General features: G+C 56.7%; 17 protein-coding genes. 6 read left to right on the forward strand and 11 right to left on the reverse strand.

Features of this window, described 5'->3' with window-relative positions:
• Window positions 1-458 precede the first annotated feature (458 nt).
• From EL361_RS11330 to EL361_RS11360, 8 genes are all read right to left on the reverse strand, one after another.
• Window positions 459-860, reverse strand: a complete 402-nt coding sequence (locus EL361_RS11330) for a VanZ family protein (RefSeq protein ID WP_126379607.1) — start codon at window positions 858-860, stop codon at window positions 459-461.
• Window positions 861-866: 6 nt separating this feature from the next.
• Window positions 867-1037 carry a hypothetical protein gene (locus EL361_RS17085; RefSeq protein ID WP_172961721.1) on the reverse strand — a complete coding sequence of 57 codons (171 nt, stop codon included), beginning with the start codon at window positions 1035-1037 and terminating at the stop codon, window positions 867-869.
• A gap of 134 nt (window positions 1038-1171) precedes the next feature.
• Window positions 1172-2209 (reverse strand): GGDEF domain-containing protein, encoded by a 1038-nt coding sequence (locus EL361_RS11335; protein WP_126379609.1) that lies wholly within the window; start codon window positions 2207-2209, stop codon window positions 1172-1174.
• Window positions 2210-2352: 143 nt separating this feature from the next.
• A complete protein-coding gene (locus EL361_RS11340; protein ID WP_126379611.1) occupies window positions 2353-3996 on the reverse strand; it encodes an AMP-binding protein in 1644 nt (547 codons plus the stop codon).
• A gap of 89 nt (window positions 3997-4085) precedes the next feature.
• Window positions 4086-4637 carry a helix-turn-helix domain-containing protein gene (locus EL361_RS11345; protein WP_126379613.1) on the reverse strand — a complete coding sequence of 184 codons (552 nt, stop codon included), beginning with the start codon at window positions 4635-4637 and terminating at the stop codon, window positions 4086-4088.
• Between the two features lie 91 nt (window positions 4638-4728).
• A complete protein-coding gene (locus tag EL361_RS11350) occupies window positions 4729-6384 on the reverse strand; it encodes an AMP-binding protein (protein WP_126379615.1) in 1656 nt (551 codons plus the stop codon).
• Window positions 6385-6390: 6 nt separating this feature from the next.
• Window positions 6391-6957: a helix-turn-helix domain-containing protein gene (locus EL361_RS11355; RefSeq protein ID WP_126379617.1), complete on the reverse strand. Its 567-nt coding sequence runs from the start codon at window positions 6955-6957 to the stop codon at window positions 6391-6393.
• Window positions 6958-7167: 210 nt separating this feature from the next.
• Complete coding sequence (locus tag EL361_RS11360) at window positions 7168-8073, reverse strand: M23 family metallopeptidase (RefSeq protein WP_172961722.1); 906 nt, start codon at window positions 8071-8073, stop codon at window positions 7168-7170.
• A gap of 207 nt (window positions 8074-8280) precedes the next feature.
• Here EL361_RS11360 and EL361_RS11365 point away from each other — a divergent pair, with 207 nt between their 5' ends.
• Window positions 8281-10263 (forward strand): FapA family protein, encoded by a 1983-nt coding sequence (locus EL361_RS11365; RefSeq protein WP_126379621.1) that lies wholly within the window; start codon window positions 8281-8283, stop codon window positions 10261-10263.
• A gap of 9 nt (window positions 10264-10272) precedes the next feature.
• Entirely contained in the window at window positions 10273-10902 is a 630-nt protein-coding gene (locus EL361_RS11370) for a class I SAM-dependent methyltransferase (protein WP_126379623.1), read from the forward strand.
• Window positions 10903-11025: 123 nt separating this feature from the next.
• On the opposite strand, the gene cysC is transcribed toward EL361_RS11370, so the two are convergent.
• From cysC to EL361_RS11385, 3 genes are all read right to left on the reverse strand, one after another.
• Window positions 11026-11640 (reverse strand): adenylyl-sulfate kinase, encoded by a 615-nt coding sequence (cysC, locus tag EL361_RS11375; protein ID WP_126379625.1) that lies wholly within the window; start codon window positions 11638-11640, stop codon window positions 11026-11028.
• A gap of 63 nt (window positions 11641-11703) precedes the next feature.
• Window positions 11704-12429 carry an HAD family hydrolase gene (locus tag EL361_RS11380; protein WP_126379627.1) on the reverse strand — a complete coding sequence of 242 codons (726 nt, stop codon included), beginning with the start codon at window positions 12427-12429 and terminating at the stop codon, window positions 11704-11706.
• A gap of 12 nt (window positions 12430-12441) precedes the next feature.
• Window positions 12442-13554, reverse strand: a complete 1113-nt coding sequence (locus EL361_RS11385; RefSeq protein ID WP_126379629.1) for a DUF3179 domain-containing protein — start codon at window positions 13552-13554, stop codon at window positions 12442-12444.
• Window positions 13555-13875: 321 nt separating this feature from the next.
• On the opposite strand from EL361_RS11385, the gene EL361_RS11390 reads away from it, so the two are divergent.
• From EL361_RS11390 to EL361_RS11405, 4 genes are all read left to right on the forward strand, one after another.
• The gene (locus EL361_RS11390; RefSeq protein ID WP_126379631.1) at window positions 13876-14058 is read left to right on the forward strand and encodes a toxin-antitoxin system HicB family antitoxin; all 183 of its coding nucleotides are present in this window, start codon (window positions 13876-13878) and stop codon (window positions 14056-14058) included.
• Between the two features lie 15 nt (window positions 14059-14073).
• Window positions 14074-14475 (forward strand): hypothetical protein, encoded by a 402-nt coding sequence (locus EL361_RS11395; RefSeq protein ID WP_126379633.1) that lies wholly within the window; start codon window positions 14074-14076, stop codon window positions 14473-14475.
• 154 nt (window positions 14476-14629) lie between these two features.
• Window positions 14630-14812 carry a hypothetical protein gene (locus EL361_RS11400; RefSeq protein WP_126379635.1) on the forward strand — a complete coding sequence of 61 codons (183 nt, stop codon included), beginning with the start codon at window positions 14630-14632 and terminating at the stop codon, window positions 14810-14812.
• Window positions 14813-14915: 103 nt separating this feature from the next.
• Window positions 14916-15833, forward strand: coding sequence for a DMT family transporter (locus EL361_RS11405; RefSeq protein WP_338031041.1), 918 nt, complete (start codon window positions 14916-14918; stop codon window positions 15831-15833).
• Window positions 15834-15901 lie beyond the last annotated feature (68 nt).

Genomic DNA, 15901 nt, shown 5'->3' on the forward strand with positions numbered 1-15901 from the left:
TCAGGCAGTTGACGGTTTGTGCATCTGTACACCAAATCCCCTGGGACCGCCACCGATCTCCAGTGGCGGCAACCACATGGACAACACGAAGGCAGCCCTAGTGCCACGGGCGAAAATCATCGATTCAAAAACTGGAAAAGTATTGACAGAAGAGGCCCGGTGGTTATTCTAAAGCATAGGGCGGAAGTCCCGCCCGATCACATAAGGTGGCCAACCTCAATAGGAGGGTTGCCGAAATAAAACCAGCCTTCCACATCAGGCGCATAGAGGCGCCCCTAAGACTTGCCTTGCACTACGCATCCCCAGAGGTGCCCAGTCGGTAACCCGGGGACACGGCCTTATGTATCCGGCCCCCCCTGCACAAACTGGCAAGTCTTTTTTGTGCCCTCTAAGCCTGTGTCGAAACATGGCAAGGACGCAGCAACAGGGCTGCAAAAGTGATCAAAAAGCAGGAAGCACTAAGACGATTTACCACGCGGTGCGAACAGAAGAGTGCGCACCCAGAACCCCAGCCCCCCGCCGACCACGATCCCCAGCACATTGGCCGAAGCATCGATGAGTTCACAACGCCGATTGGGCAGATACAGCTGCCAGAACTCCAGGGAAAATCCGAGCAGCATCAGCACGAACAAGGCCCCAAAGGCCTTGGCGCTGTGCCGAAAAGCCAGGGGAGCCACCCCACCAAGCAGGGCAAATGCAATGAAATGCAGTACATTGTCCAATGAGACCCGCCAGAAGAGACGGCGGTACGGTGGCATGAAGTCCGAAAAAAGGGACACGAAAACAAGAAACAGAATGCCCACCGCGAACAACGCGAAGAACAGCCTGACGATGCGCCGGGACTGCTGATCGTTCTCCATGCGGCCTTACTCGTCCTTGTCCTTGCGGCTATCGATCTTGTACTTGGTGTAACCGGCCAACAGCCCGGCAACAATGCCGATACCGAAAGCCCGGGGCGGGTCCCAGTTCAGAACATAGGTGGCCATGACGCCCAATGCGCCTCCGATCATGACTCCACGAAAGAGAGCGTCCTTCATGCATTGCTCCTAACGGACAAATCGCCGAAATGGTTGGGGTGAGGGGCTCACCTTACCTCTTTGCGAGGCAATGGAAAAGGGGCAATTCTCGGAAAGTCCCCGGCCAGACACGACCAGTGACTAAAAACAGAGGTTCAGGTACCAACAACCCGGCGTTTGGGCGCGTCTTTTGCAGCCTTACGCTCGAAGAGTTCTTCATCGGCCTTCTTGAGCAGCAGAGCAGGTGAGGTCACGGCCTCATCTTCGGTGGAAGAGACGCCAAAACTGAACCGCACGTAACGATCGATATCCGGCACCGGGGACATCTCGAAGAAACGCATCACCCGTTCCATAAACGCGCAGGCCTGTTTGCGATCTGTGTTGGGCAGGATCACCACAAACTCATCCCCGGCAAAACGGGCGCAGGCATCAATCTTACGGGCCATCTTCTGCAAACGACGAGAGAAATAGACCAGCATCGCATCGCCCGCATCGTGCCCCAGAGTATCATTGACCTTCTTGAAATCATCCATATCCACAAAGGCCAGAGCCAAACTATCCCCATAGCGCTGAGAACGCAAAAACTCCTCGTGCAACCGCTCCTCCATGGCCCTGCGATTCAGCAGCCCCGTCAGGGAATCACGCGACGCCAGCCGAGCCAGACGCTCGTGCGCCGTGACATTGGACAGGCACAGCGAAACCTTGATGGCCAACTGCGAAAGGAGTGTGGTGTCCATGTCCGGGCTGAAACGGTCCGAACGGGTATCGGCCTGATTCAGACAGCCCACCAGTTTGCCATCCAGAATCAGCGGAGCCACGGCAATGGAACGAAGTCCCTGTGGGGCAGGAGTGGGGAGCAGCGCATCAAACAGATGCAAGGAACGATTTTCCAGAATCGGACTCTTGCGGTCCTGCAGCAGAGAGAGTGCAGCATCGCCATCCACCAGGGCCAACTGCTCGCGCAGTTCACCCGAAGCATCCAGATTGTCCAGCATTGCCGCCAACTCACCATCGCGGATGATGGATATCCAGACATGGGGAATATCGAATTTGGTTTTGATCAGGGAGACCAGACGCGCGAACAGAGCTTCAAAATCCAGGATGGTCAAGACTTCCGTCTCGATCTCGAAGAATTTTCGGCAGATCTCTTCATTGCGCTTCAGAACCGCATAAATCTGCTTTGCGTCGCTCATCCTGAACGCCTCCCTGACAATTGCGGGAAATCTCCGCCCAACTCTAAAGATTTTCAGGAGTATCTCTCATCATTTTCAAAATAGCAAGGCGGCGAAGATTTCTCCCCGCCGCCCTACACGATTCATACTATAGATAGCTATAATTACACGCTTTTCATGTCCTGGTCGCGGATTTCTGCACGCTTAATCTTGCCGGAGATGGTCTTGGGCAGCTCAGCAACATACGCGATCACCCGAGGATACTTGTACGGGGCAGTGACCTTCTTGACGTGGTTCTGCAACTCCTTGGTCAGTTCATCGGTCCCCTCAAATCCCGAGGCCAAAACAATGGTCGCCTTGACGGCCTGGCCTCTTACATCGTCGGGAACGCCAGTGACTGCGGCTTCCACCACAGCCTCGTGGGAAATGAGTGCGCTTTCCACCTCAAAGGGTCCGATGCGATAGCCGGAGCTCTTGATCAGGTCATCCACCCGTCCCATGAACCAGTAGTACCCATCCTCATCACGCCAGGCCTTGTCACCGGTGTGGTAATAACCGCCCTCCATGGCGTTGGCAGTTTTCTCCGGCTCGTCGAGATACTCGCTGAACAGTCCGAGTACGGGCTCCTCACCGAGGCGAATACAGATTTCACCTTCCTCGCCGGACCCCACTTCATTGCCCTCGCCGTCCAGCAGTACCACGTCCCAACCGGGGGTGGGCTTGCCGATGGAGCCGGGCTTGGCCTCCATGAACGGGAAAGTGGCAATCTGCAGCGTGGTCTCGGTCTGGCCATAGCCCTCGTAAATGGGCAGGCCCACAATACGCTGCCAGTCTTCGAACACGCTGGTGTTCAGCAGCTCACCCGCGGTGGTGCAGTGCCTGAGCTTGGTCAGATCATACTTCCCAAGATCCTCACGGATCAAAAAGCGATAAATGGTCGGAGGTGCGCAGAAGGTGGTCACTCCCTCACGGGCCACGACTCCCAACAAATCTGCCGGGGTGAACTTGCCCCGGAAATCATAGACGAACACGGCAGCACCGGCCATCCACTGGCCATACATCTTGCCCCACACGGCTTTGCCCCACCCCGTGTCAGCCACGGTCAGGTGCACATCACCGGGTTCCAGGTCATGCCAGTAGGCACCGGTCACGTAGTGTCCGATGGGATAGTGATGGTTGTGCATGACCATCTTCGGAGGCCCGGTGGTGCCCGACGAGAAGAAGATCAGCAGTGGATCAGCACCACAGGCGGCGTCATCGGGACGGGGGAACACATCCGCAGCCGTAGCGCAGATGGTGTCGTAGTGGCTCCAGCCCGACAGCAGCATGCCCGGACCGGTCTGGACCAGGACCTTGAGCCCCGGACTTTCGGCGCGTGCGGCGTCCACAGTGGCTGCAACGGAATCCTCACAGACAACGGCGGAGATATTGCCTGTGGCCACCCGATAGACGATGTCCTTGGTAGTCAGCAGATTCGGAGAGGGAACGCCCACTGCGCCCAGGCGATGCAGGGCCAGCATGGTTACCCAGAATTCGATGCGCCGATACAGAATGATCATCACGCGATCGCCTTTGCCCACGCCCTGCTCTTTCAGGGCATTGGCCAGACGGCAGGAGGCAGTTGCCAGCCAGTGGAAGTCGTATTCCCGGCGGTACCCATCCGGTCCGATGTGAACAATGGCCTTGCGCTCGGGGTCCTCGGCTGCAATGGCGTCAAGGATGTCGAAGGAGAAGTTGAAATTCTCGGGGACCTCGGGGGCATAGGCGCTGATAAATTCTTCGTAGCTTGCGGGTTTGAGCTTGTTCATGGCTCCTCTCATTGGATATGGGTTCGTGGAATTCATACTTGGTCGTCAATGAATCAAAGCGAGGCGCTCCGCCGGGCCCGGCAGCGCGCCTAGATAATGACGTCGATGAATTCCGCGTCCTTCCCGTCGAGAGCACGCAGGGAATGTGGGGTATGAGAGCTGAAATACAGGCTATCGCCCGGTTCCAGAATCACTGGGTTACCGTCGAGCATCAGCTCCAGACGCCCTTCCAGCATATAGATGAATTCCTGACCGGAATGGGTCACGGCCTTGACTTCATCGGCCTTCTTGGCGGGCACGCGAATCTTGAAGGGTTCCATCTTGCGGCCAGTGAACTTGTAGGCAAGGCTCTTGTAGTCGTAATCCTTGCGACGCTCCACCGACAGTCCCTCGCCAGCCTTGACCAGTGAGAAGTTCGTCAGATGGGCTTCTGCCCCGGAAATGAGCACCGTCAGGTCCACACCGCATTCCTGAGCCACCTTGAACAAATAGCTCACCGGAATCTCCATGACACCGGATTCGTAGGCAGCCACGGTCTCCGGTTCCACGGATAACTTGGCTGCCAGGTCCTCCACGGAGAGGTCCAATGCATCGCGCAGACCTGCCAGGCGAGGCGCAATTTCCTTGTATGCCTGTTCCATATCCTCCTCCTTCGTCTTGTCGGTCCCGGAGCAGCTGACGCCGCCGCCCCGGACCGTAATTCTCAATGGTCTCCGCAACTGCCCTACGCGCTTAGGCGTCGGGGAACAACTCGGCCCCCATATCACGCAGCTTGTACTTCTGAATCTTGCCGCTGGCGGTCATGGGATATTGCTCGAGAAACACCACGTAGCGGGGAATCTTGTGGAAGGCGATCTTGTCCTTGCAGAAGCCCTGCACATCCTTGGGGGTCAATTCCACCCCTTCCTTCTGGATGATAAAGGCCCCGATCTCCTCGCCGTACTTGCGGCTGGGGATACCAGCCACCTGCACGTCGGAAATGCCTTCCATATTATACAGGAACTCTTCGATTTCGCGGGGATAGATATTCTCTCCGCCACGAATGATCATGTCCTTCAAGCGTCCGGTGATGGCCACATAGCCGTCCTCGTCCATCACGCCCAGGTCGCCTGAATGCAGCCAACCATCAGCGTCGATGGCCTGTTCCGTGGCCTCGGGCATGTTGTAGTACCCCTTCATCACCAGATAGCCCCGGGTGCAGACTTCACCCTGCACACCGCTTGCGCACTGATCACCCGTTTCGGGGTCCTTGATGAGTACTTCCACGGCGGGCATGGCCCGGCCCACGCTCTCGGTACGCCGACGAATATCGTCGTCCATGCGAGTCTGGGTCATGACCGGAGAGGACTCGGTCAGGCCGTAGCAGATGGTGATGTCCTTCATGTACATCTGATCCATGACCTGCTTCATGACCCTGACCGGACAGGGTGAGCCAGCCATGATGCCAGTGCGCAAGGAGGAGAAATCGAAGTCCTTAAACCTATCGTGCTGCAACACGGCAATGAACATGGTGGGCACACCGTAGAGTGCCGTACACTTCTCACGCTCCACGCTCTTCATGACCAGCAAGGGATCGAACTTCTCCAGGATGACCATGGCCGTTCCATGGGTGGTGGCAGCCAGCACTCCCAGTACGCAACCAAAGCAGTGGAATAGAGGCACAGGCAGACACAAACGGTCCTGCTCGGTGAAACCCTGATTCTCACCGATCCAGTAGCCGTTGTTGCCGATGGACTTGTGGGTCAGCATGACCCCTTTGGGGAAGCCGGTGGTACCAGAGGTATACTGCATATTGACCACATCGTCGGGATGCAGGCCGGCCTGGCGTTCGGCGTACTGCTCGTCGGTGATCATCTTGCCCAGGGCCACGACCTCGGGCACGGAATACATGCCTCGGTGCTTCTGCGGCCCAAGATAGGCCACCCGCTTCAGGTGCGGGAACTTCTCGGACTTGAGGGCACCGCGCTCCTGAGTCTTCAGCTCGGGCACAAGCTCGTACATGGTGCGCACGTAGTCGGTGTCGTAGAAGCCATCCATGACAAAGATGTTTTCGCACTCGGACTGCTTGAGCAGGTAGTCCAACTCGGAAATCTTATAGCTGGTGTTCACGGTCAGCAACACCGCACCAATCCTGGCGGTGGCAAACTGCAGGGCAACCCAGTATGGAACGTTGGTCGACCAGACCGCGACTTTTTCACCCTTCTGCACACCCAGGGCCATCAGCCCCTTGGCAAAGCGATCAACCAGGGAGTTGAACTCACTCCAGGTCAGGCGAAAGTCACGGTCCACATAGACGACCGCATCCCGGTCCGGATATTTGGCGGCGGTTTCTGCCAGAATTTGGCCGAGGGTAATGTCCACGACAGCGGGGCGTTGATTCTCCACAATTCCCCCCTAGAACGGCACGTAGACGACGGCGTAGATTTCGGCAGGGCCGGGGCCCTTGCTGCCCACGTGATGCGGCACCACCGAATTGTAATACATACTGTCGCCGGGAGTCAGGATATGCACCTCCTGACCATAGCGCAGCACCACCTCGCCAGACATGACAACGACAAACTCTTCGCCCTCGTGGGAGGACATCTCGGGCTCGTCGCCCTCCGGCTCCAGGCGGATGAAGAACGGCTCCATGTGACGGTCCGCCTTGCCCTTGCCCAGATGCTGGTAGGTCATTTCGGGATGCTTTTCGCCACTGGCCAAAGGTTCGGAATCCAGTTTGCGATCAACCAGGCGATGGATCAACGGATCATCGGTCAGCGCATCGTCAGTGAATGTCCCCAATCGAACGCCCAACGCCCGGGCAATCTTCACCAGCGGCCCCAAGGCCGGGGATGCGGTCTGATTCTCGATGGCGACGATAAACGCGGCATCAAGCCCCGTCTTTTCGGCCATTTGCTCGACGCTCAGGTCCTTGCTCTCGCGGTAGGACTTGATACGGATGCCGATCTTTCCGTTCTCCATTGGCTCCTCCTTTTCGCAAACAGGGGCAGGCCAACAGGTGCCCCATGATGTTGGTGACGAAGACAGGAAAAGCCCGCCAAACAAGGCTTGGCATTCCCGTAGCGCGACACCATACGGAAACTGGAGGAAACGCGCAATACGCAACGATCTTGAACAGTTAATAGATCATATGTAATATATTACAGGAGATTATAAAGAAGAATGGAGAGATTATCGAGAGACCGTTGCCCGGTTCGAGGAGTCAATGACAACGCCCTCACCATCAGGATTGGAGCGCCGGAGAATGAACCGCCCCACATATTCTCCGACCGGCCAATTGCTGTTGCCCCGCTTGCTGCCCACATACTGGAAGAACTGCACCTTGGACCGCTTCATCCTCTGCGCATGGCGTGCCAGCACCCTGCCCTCCGGTCCGGTCAATGCGAATTCCAAGCGATCGCCTTCGAGCAAGCCAGCCACTCGAATCCAAAAGACCAGGGCCTCACTCTCAGGCGCAAACACGGTTTTGCGGTGCATTCGCCGAGCCACCTCGTCACGGGAAGGAGGCGTGGCGGCAAAACCCGATCCCAGTAACCGAGTTGGCTCATAGGGCAGCAGGCTCAAGGCCTGTTCTGTCCACAAGGGGTCATCTCCCAGCGCGCACTCCGGGTCATCGGCCACACCAATAAATGGATCAACCGCTTTCCCTCGGACACGAACCGAAAATTCCAGGTGAGGAAATTCCGTACGCCCAGAAAGTCCCACAAGGCCGAGGACATCTCCTGCACGAACGCGCTGCCCGGAGCGAACTCGCACACTGCCTTTTCTGAGATGACTGTACTGGGTCTCAACGCCCGCCCCATGAGAAATCACCACGGAATTGCCTGCAAAACGATCCCCCAGTGCGTCCAACCCGATTTCATTGACGCTCACGTCGTCCATGCCATCACGAGTGGCCCTCACCGTACCCGGAGCAGCGGCGAGCACAGGAATGCCCTCTTCCATCTGCACCAGGTCGCGAACACGAAAGTCAGTCCCCGTATGTCCATCGTAGGAGAGTCGACCACACGCATAGTCCCCGTACTCCGCCCCTGGGACATGATCGAAATACTGCTGAATGAAGCAATCGCTGCGCATGTCACAGTCCAAAGGCAACTCGAACTGCAGCGTTTCTGCCGACGCTGCCCCCCACAACATCACAACAATCAGGCAACCCAAGGCCGTAGCCAAGACCTTTGTCATTGCGAAAGGGGTATGGAGTTGGGGAACCAGCATCAGTTCAATATAGCGTACTTGGACTCGGCATGAAAGCCCCCGGAGTCACGGTGATGATTGCCAATCCTTATGACAACGTGTAGATTTTATGTCAGGTCCACCTCACCGGGAATCAGGACCAAACTCGGGGGAGTCACACCGCATGAGCGAAGATCCACAATCGGACCAGTCCAGCCAGACGGGGTCTGCGCTGACCATTTCCATCTCGGAAGATGGCATGACTGCGGTTATCGAAGCCTATACTCCAACGGGCTCCGACACCCCCCCCTCTCTGCACAAGCCCTCCATGACGCCATGCGCCAAGCCGGAATCATCAACCCCGATGGCCCGCTGGCAGACAAAGTCCTGCTCAAAGCCCGGCTCAAGAAGGACATCACGGGCATGGTCGTCGCCCAAGGCAAACCACCAACCGATGCCAGCGATGCCAGAATCGAATTCAAGGGAGACATGGCCTACCCTGTCTTCCACGGTGATGTCATCGCAGAGTTGATTCCTCCCGGCAAACCGGCTCCAGGCACCTCGGTGACCGGTGCGCCCATTCTCGCGAAGTCGGACCGCAAGCCTGCCGAAATCCATATCGAAGAATCTTCCGGGGCAGTCCTCAACGAAGAAACCATGGAGATCAGTGCCAAGGGCTATGGACTGGTGGACTACCGCAAGAAGAAACTGATCATCAAGCCGCTATTCAAGATCGCCTCCAACAGGCTAAAGATTTCAGGCACCATCTACCCTCAGACATTTCAGGGAACCCCCATTTCCGTGGACATGGTCAAGCGCGACCTCTGGTCCATGGGGGTGCGCACACTAGCGGAGGCTCCCCTGGCCAAGGCCATTTCCAAGGCCGAACGAACGGGCGAATCTCAGGACGGGGTAACCGTAGCCAAGGGCAAGGCCCCGATTCATGGTGAAGATGGACGCTTCGAACTGGCGTTCATCGGAGCACAGGAAGCCATGGCCGAGGATGACTCCCATGTGGTCGACCCCCGTGAACGCAGCAAATTCGAGCCCATCAAGGAAGGCACACTGATCGGGCGATTGATCCCACCTCGGGAAGGCCACTTCGGGCGTGACGTATTTGGTGAAGATCTGGTGCCCCGCAAAGGCCGCCCCGCCGAGGTCTATGCCGGAGAAAACGTCGATGTCACAGCCGACGGCGTGGAATTCAGCTCAGCCATTGCGGGCATGATCACCTGGGACAAGAACCGGGTTTCCGTACTGGAAATGGTCCACATCACAGGCGACATCAGTTACGCCTCGGGCAACCTGCGACTGGAAAACGGTTCCGTCCTCATCGACGGTTCAATTCGCGACGGATTCAAAGTCACGGCTCCCGGAGATATTTTCGCAGGGATGGCCATTGAAAGCGCCCATGTCAGCGCCGGGGCCAATATTGGCGTCAAGGGCGGTATCGTCATGAAGGGCGAGGGCAAGGTTCGCGCCAAGGGCGACGTCTCCTGCAACTTCGCTGAAAACGCCCTCATCGAGGCCGACGGTGACATCAACGTGGCCCACAACCTTTCCACCAGCGTGGTCACTGCCAAGGGACGTGTGGTTTGCATCAAGGGCAAAGGCATTATCCTCGGTGGAGTCACTGAGGCGGGCAAAGGAGTGGTCGCCAACGAGATCGGGTCGGACCTGGGGGTCAAGACCATGATCCGACTTGATGTGGGCATCGAGATCGGGGGCATCGACAAGCTCATTGCCGAACGCAAGACGCTTCGTGAACAGAAATCACAGATCGACGGAGCCCTTGGCACCGAATCTCCCAAGGCTCTGCTGGAACGCACCCCCGCCGGCAAGCGGCGCGACGTGGCCGAAATCATCAAGAAACGCATCGGCATCGTAAATCGCATGCAGGAAATCGAGACCGCACTGCAGGAACGACGCATCGCACTGGAAGAACTGAGCCTGCTTCGCGTCAAGGTCAACCGCGTCGCCCATCCCGGCACAGTCATCATCATTGCAGACAAGAAAGTCGTCCTGCATGAACCCCAGGAAGGTCCCTGCCAGTTCTTCTACGATCCGGAGACCACTGCCATTGTCATGGAGTAATGCCGGACGATGCCACGACCAACCGATGAATACGCCACCGTTGCCCGGCTGTACGACCCGCTGACCGGCCCATTCTTGCGGGGGATTCGACGCGCTGTGGTGTCCCTGGGACTGAGCCTGAAGGCACACGACGTCATCGACATCTGCTGCGGCACGGGTGCACAACTCATCGCCCTGAACAACGCCGGATTTTCGTGCACGGGAGTCGATCTTTCACTGCCCATGCTGACCGTGGCCCGCCAGAAGTCTCCAGCTTCAATCGCTTACATTCACGCTGATGCCACACATCTGCCCCTGACTGACAACAACTACGATTTCGCCATTCTGGCTTTTGCTCTGCACGAAAAGCCTGGCATCGTCCGTGAAGCCCTCCTGACCGAAACCCTGCGGGTTCTCAAACCGGGAGGCACTTTGGCCATTGCGGACTACCTTGCTCCTCGCAATCTCGCGGGACGCGTGGGCCATCTGGGCGTGACAGTATTCGAGCGCGCTGCGGGCGGTGAACATTTCCTTCTCTATCAGGAGTATCTGCAAATGGGGGGAACTCTGGGGTTGCTCGACCGGCTTGAATTGTCTGGGACGGTCACTCGCTCCTTCCATCTTGGAGCCGTCGGACTGATCACCCTGCAAAAACAATAAGGACCTGCAGCACTCGCCTCAGGTCCTTGATCTGGCGAACGGGGATTCCCCCGCCCAACATGTTCTGCGATAAAACGAGACAAAAGCCCACGCCACCGGCCCCTGCCGAAAAAACATATCCCGTCAACGCTGCTTGGCGTATCCCAATTCAGCCAATCGCTGACGCCAGGACTCTTCATCGTGCTTGGAGTAATCCCTGCGCTTGCAGTTCTCGACCTTGGGCAGGAAATCCCGATCCTCCAACCACTCCAGGATGTTGCGCACACTGACCGTCACGGTTTCCTTGTCGGTTTCACAAACAATATCGGCTCCAACCGGCTCTTCATAGGGCGAAGTAATACCGGTGAAAGCCTTGATTTCGCCTGCGCGAGCTCTGGCGTACAGACCTTTGACATCTCTGGACTCAACGACTTCAAGCGGACATTTGCACCAGATCTCGACATAGTTATCCAACAATGTCCTATTCTGCTGCCTGGCTTCCTCGAACGGGGCAATGGCAGCGACAACACTATTCACGCCATTCTTGTTCAACAGATGGGAGATAAATCCGATACGGCGGACATTGAGATCTCTATGCTCACGGGAAAATCCAAGCTCAGAGCTGAAATTCGTTCGAATCAGATCGCCATCCAGTAACTCGGCCTTGAGCATCCGGCGACGAATCTCGAGATAAACGTGCATGGAGAGCGTTGACTTCCCCGCACCCGACAGCCCCGTAAACCAGAGTGTAAACCCCATTCATGCAACTCCCTTTTGCCAAGGGATATAGTGTGTTTTGGGGTAACCTGTCCACCGCTGCAATCAGATTAACCTACCGAACTTATGCAATTCCAGAAACGCCCACACCGCACCAGCCCCGTCATCCGCCACGATATCCGCGCCAGCATCAACAAAGTTCTGACGCGTACACACACCGGTCAGGACTCCGGCAGTCCACGTACCCGCCCCCTTCCCCGTCGCAATATCCAGCACATGATCCCCGACCATGATGGCTCGACAAGCTTCGACGTCCATGTGCTGCAACGCAACATGCAAATGTCCGGGATCCGGCTTAACCCGTGAAACATCGCCCCGGGCAAACACACAGTCCGTATACTCCGCAATATCAGGGAACACTTCGCGCACGGCCTGAGTACAGTTCCTCGTAATCACGGCTAACTTCAAGCCATCACCGCGCAATCGATGCAGCATGGGCCGCACAAAGGGAAACAGCTCTCCCTTCCGGGCTGCGGCGATTTCAATATCCATTATACGACGATCAAAGCGGGCCCGAAGGGCCAAGGCCTCTTCGGGCGCTTCCCGAAGTAAGGGCGAAAGAATGATCTCCATCCATTCCAAGGCAGGAATACCTGGAACGAGCCGGGCAGTGGGTATGACCACCTGAACCAAAGCCAACAGTTCACGCTTCATGGCCCCAAAATCAATGGTCAACTCAGCCAGGGTGCCATCAAAATCAAAGACAACAGCCTGGAGACTCCCGGGAGTTAACACGGGGAATTCCCATGGCCGCTCAGCGGTACGCAACATGCCAACGGGCACTCAAAAAGAGCCTTCACCATTGCTTTGCCGCCCCCAAACTTCCGTAAAAGGATGAAACGCCTTCCAGGCAAACCACATGCTGTCCATGGCCGCGACCCGCTCCAGCTTCATACCCCGCAAGCGTCCTTCGGTGGCCTGGCCCATGATATCCCAGCGTGACCGAGTCTCCTTATCTACGATCTCGTCGCCAGCCATCTCGAAATGCAGCCCCCGGCCATCAGCCTCGGCATGGAAAACCCTTATGGCATCCAGGGATTTGTCATAGATGGCCACGATGGGGGACATGCCGAAGTCCACACTTGCAAGCCTTCTCTTCTTGATTTCCGACTCAAGAAACGCCACCGCGATCTCTCCCTCGGCCAGCCCGAGAATGCGCACCTTGGGGTGAATGCTCGGGTCCACATGAGCGAGAGCGTAGTAGGATCCACCAGTGTCGTAATAGGTTCCCGACTTGGCGTACGATCCGTACCGATCCTTTCCGTATCGATATTTGTAGCCCGTCCGGCGGGAGAGCACCTTGCCCTCGGGATATCTTTTTTTTGCGTATTTCCAGCGTGTCCAGATCAGCGGAAACCTCTCCAACCGCTCTCCTTTCAGGGGCCCCCGAATGCCAATGCCCAACAACTGGGGCCAAAAGGTATTAGTCACCCGATCGTAGAGAATGCGATTCGAATTTGCCAACATCCCCATGTTTCCGAAGGAGGTATCCTGGCCTCCGGCTTTGGACAGATAGCCCACCACGGTCCCCGTCAACGGGCAGTAAGTCACGGTCCGATTTCGGCCCGTCTCCCGGATATTGACAACCTCGTGCATTACCAGAATGTTTCGCGGGTAGATCACCGCCTTGCTGTCCTCTCCCGGAAACTCTTCCACAAAGACGATCTCGTCGGGATCAAGATACAACCCGGCATCGGCCATGCCAACAAACTCCGGTTTATCCACGGCGGGCGGCAAATTGTACTGCCGATCATTGCCCACTATATAGCGTTTGAGCTCGGCAATGGCTGAATCCGCAAACCCTTCCTGAGCCATGGCCACACCTCCACCGACGGGTGCAAGTAGGGTCACGATCAACAACAGACGAATCAGCGATATACAAATGATATTGGTCATGGCATCCTCATCGGACGGCAAGCCGCCCGGCTTTAGCAGCCCGGTTTGTTACAACAGCCTAAGCGTACGCTATCATGGCTTATTCTCAAAGCCACAGCACAGCCTCCAACCGCGCATTTCCCTGATGCCTTTTTATTTTCTGCTCCAGCCCCCCGGTATTCCACTACTTGACATGAAACACATCAAAGACAGCTTAGCTGTCTATTTACATTTTAATGTCAAGTGTGGTAATTGCGATGCAGTTGATTGGAAAAAGGCGAGAAGCATTTATTCCCGGGCAGTTACTCGGATAGCCCTCGCCGCCCGGTTTGGGAGAACGTCATGGCCGAAGAGGACAAAAAGCAGCTTACACTGCGTATCCCCCAGGAAGTGCACAAGAAACTGCGCATCCTGGCGGCAATTAAAGGCCAGACCATGACGGAATACTTCATCGAGTTGGTGGAGGAAGCCTACCGCAAGGACTCCAAGGATACCGGACCAATCCAACTCAAACTTCCCACGTAGGAGCAGGAGGGGGTCATGAGTGAAGCAAGAACCGCAGGAGTACAAGGTCCCATGAAAGCCATCACGTTGGACAACGACGGCGGCGCGAGCATCTCCTTCAGAGGAGCGCTCTACGCCCAGACCTCTTTCTTCGAGGAAAACACCGGCGTACTCACCAAGCAGGAGCTTTACTCCACCGAAGACGGAGATCAGGTCTTTGCCATCATCGCTTCGGACGGCGACGCAAAACAGAAAAGCGCCTATCTGGTCAAACGCCGGGGTAACACCTGCGTAATGTCCAATGGCGAGCAGGAACTTTCCCTGCCCTACGAATGGCTCATGATGTACACCCAGGCCCTGTGGGACATCGATCTGGACCAACAGCGCAAAGCCTGCAACTGCGCTGTGGACACCCCCGACATTTCCGCCAATCAATAGAATCTTCCCCTCTTGTGATCACCAAGCCCCCGCATAGCGGGGGCTTTTTTTTGCGGTGCCGTCACATTGTCACCATCGCGCCTCACGGACGACTCAAAAACAGGGCAAAGGTGTCCCAAAACAAACCTAAAACAAACAAGAGGAGGAAACGAGCATGACGCTCCTTTTTCCAGATGCCGAGGACAAAGGCAAAATCATCGGGATCCCCTGCCCGGCCTGCAACACCATACACAAGACCCACTACAACGAGATGAAACGCTCTACAGAAATCTGCGACAGTTGCAGTCGCATCTTTCACATCGAAATCTTCAAGGGTGGCACCATCGCCGTAGAATAACTCTTCACAAAAATCTCCGCCCGTCCATTTACCCTGCTGCCGCCACCTTTTGGCGGCACATCTCATTCCTGCACATATTGCCAGCATCGCGGAATCGGGGTACTTGACCCCGGCTATGCAGTCACGAGTCGTCAAAGCCAATATTTTTCTGCTGATCACCGCCATGGTCTGGGGCACAGGATTTGTCGCCCAGCGCTCGGGCATGGACTATGTCGGCCCCATGATCTTCAACGCCGTACGCTTTGCCATCGGTTCCTTGTCGCTGGTGCCTCTGGTCATCTGGTCTTCCCGACGCGGAACGACACTGCCCCCCGGCACAGAGGTCAGCAAGGGCTTCGCCATTCGTGGCGCCATGATCGCCGGAGCCATCCTGTTTTTGGGAGTGGCTCTGCAGCAAGTGGGCCTGGTGAACACAACCGCAGCCAAAGGTGGCTTCATTACCGGCCTGTATGTCGTTTTTGTTCCATTCCTGGGACTTATCATCGGCCAACGCCCAGGACTGGGTGGCGCACTGGGGGCGGGCATCGCAGCCGCAGGGCTGTTCCTGCTCTCCGTCACTGCCGATTTCACCCTGGCGCCAGGTGATTCCTGGGTGCTTGCCAGCGCAATTTTCTGGGCCATACACGTTCTGGTTCTGGGCTGGCTGTCACCCAAGATGGACTGCATCAAACTGGCTTTTGGACAGTTCGCCTTTTGTTCACTCCTGCATTTCATAGCCGCCTTCCTGACCGAAGAAGTCACTTTGGCTTCCCTGCAGGCAGGTTGGTTTCCCATTGTCTACGGTGGCATCATGCCCGTAGGCGTTGCCTACACCCTTCAGGTCATCGCCCAAAAGGACGCCCCCCCAACCCATGCCGCCGTCATCCTGAGTCTGGAAGCCGTGTTCGCAGCTCTGGGCGGATGGGTCATTCTTGGCGAATCCATGACCGGACGCGGCATGTTCGGCTGTGCACTGATGCTCTCCGGAATGCTCGTCGCCCAACTCTGGCCCAAAACGCAAGGCTCAGAGGAAACCGTTTAAAACAAACCAGTTTCCTCTGATGGCTTATCCTCCCTGACACCCAGGTAATTGCTGGCCTCAGGGTTTCC

Source organism: Desulfovibrio ferrophilus (assembly GCF_003966735.1).
Taxonomy (GTDB): Bacteria; Desulfobacterota; Desulfovibrionia; order Desulfovibrionales; family Desulfovibrionaceae; genus Desulfovibrio_Q; species Desulfovibrio_Q ferrophilus.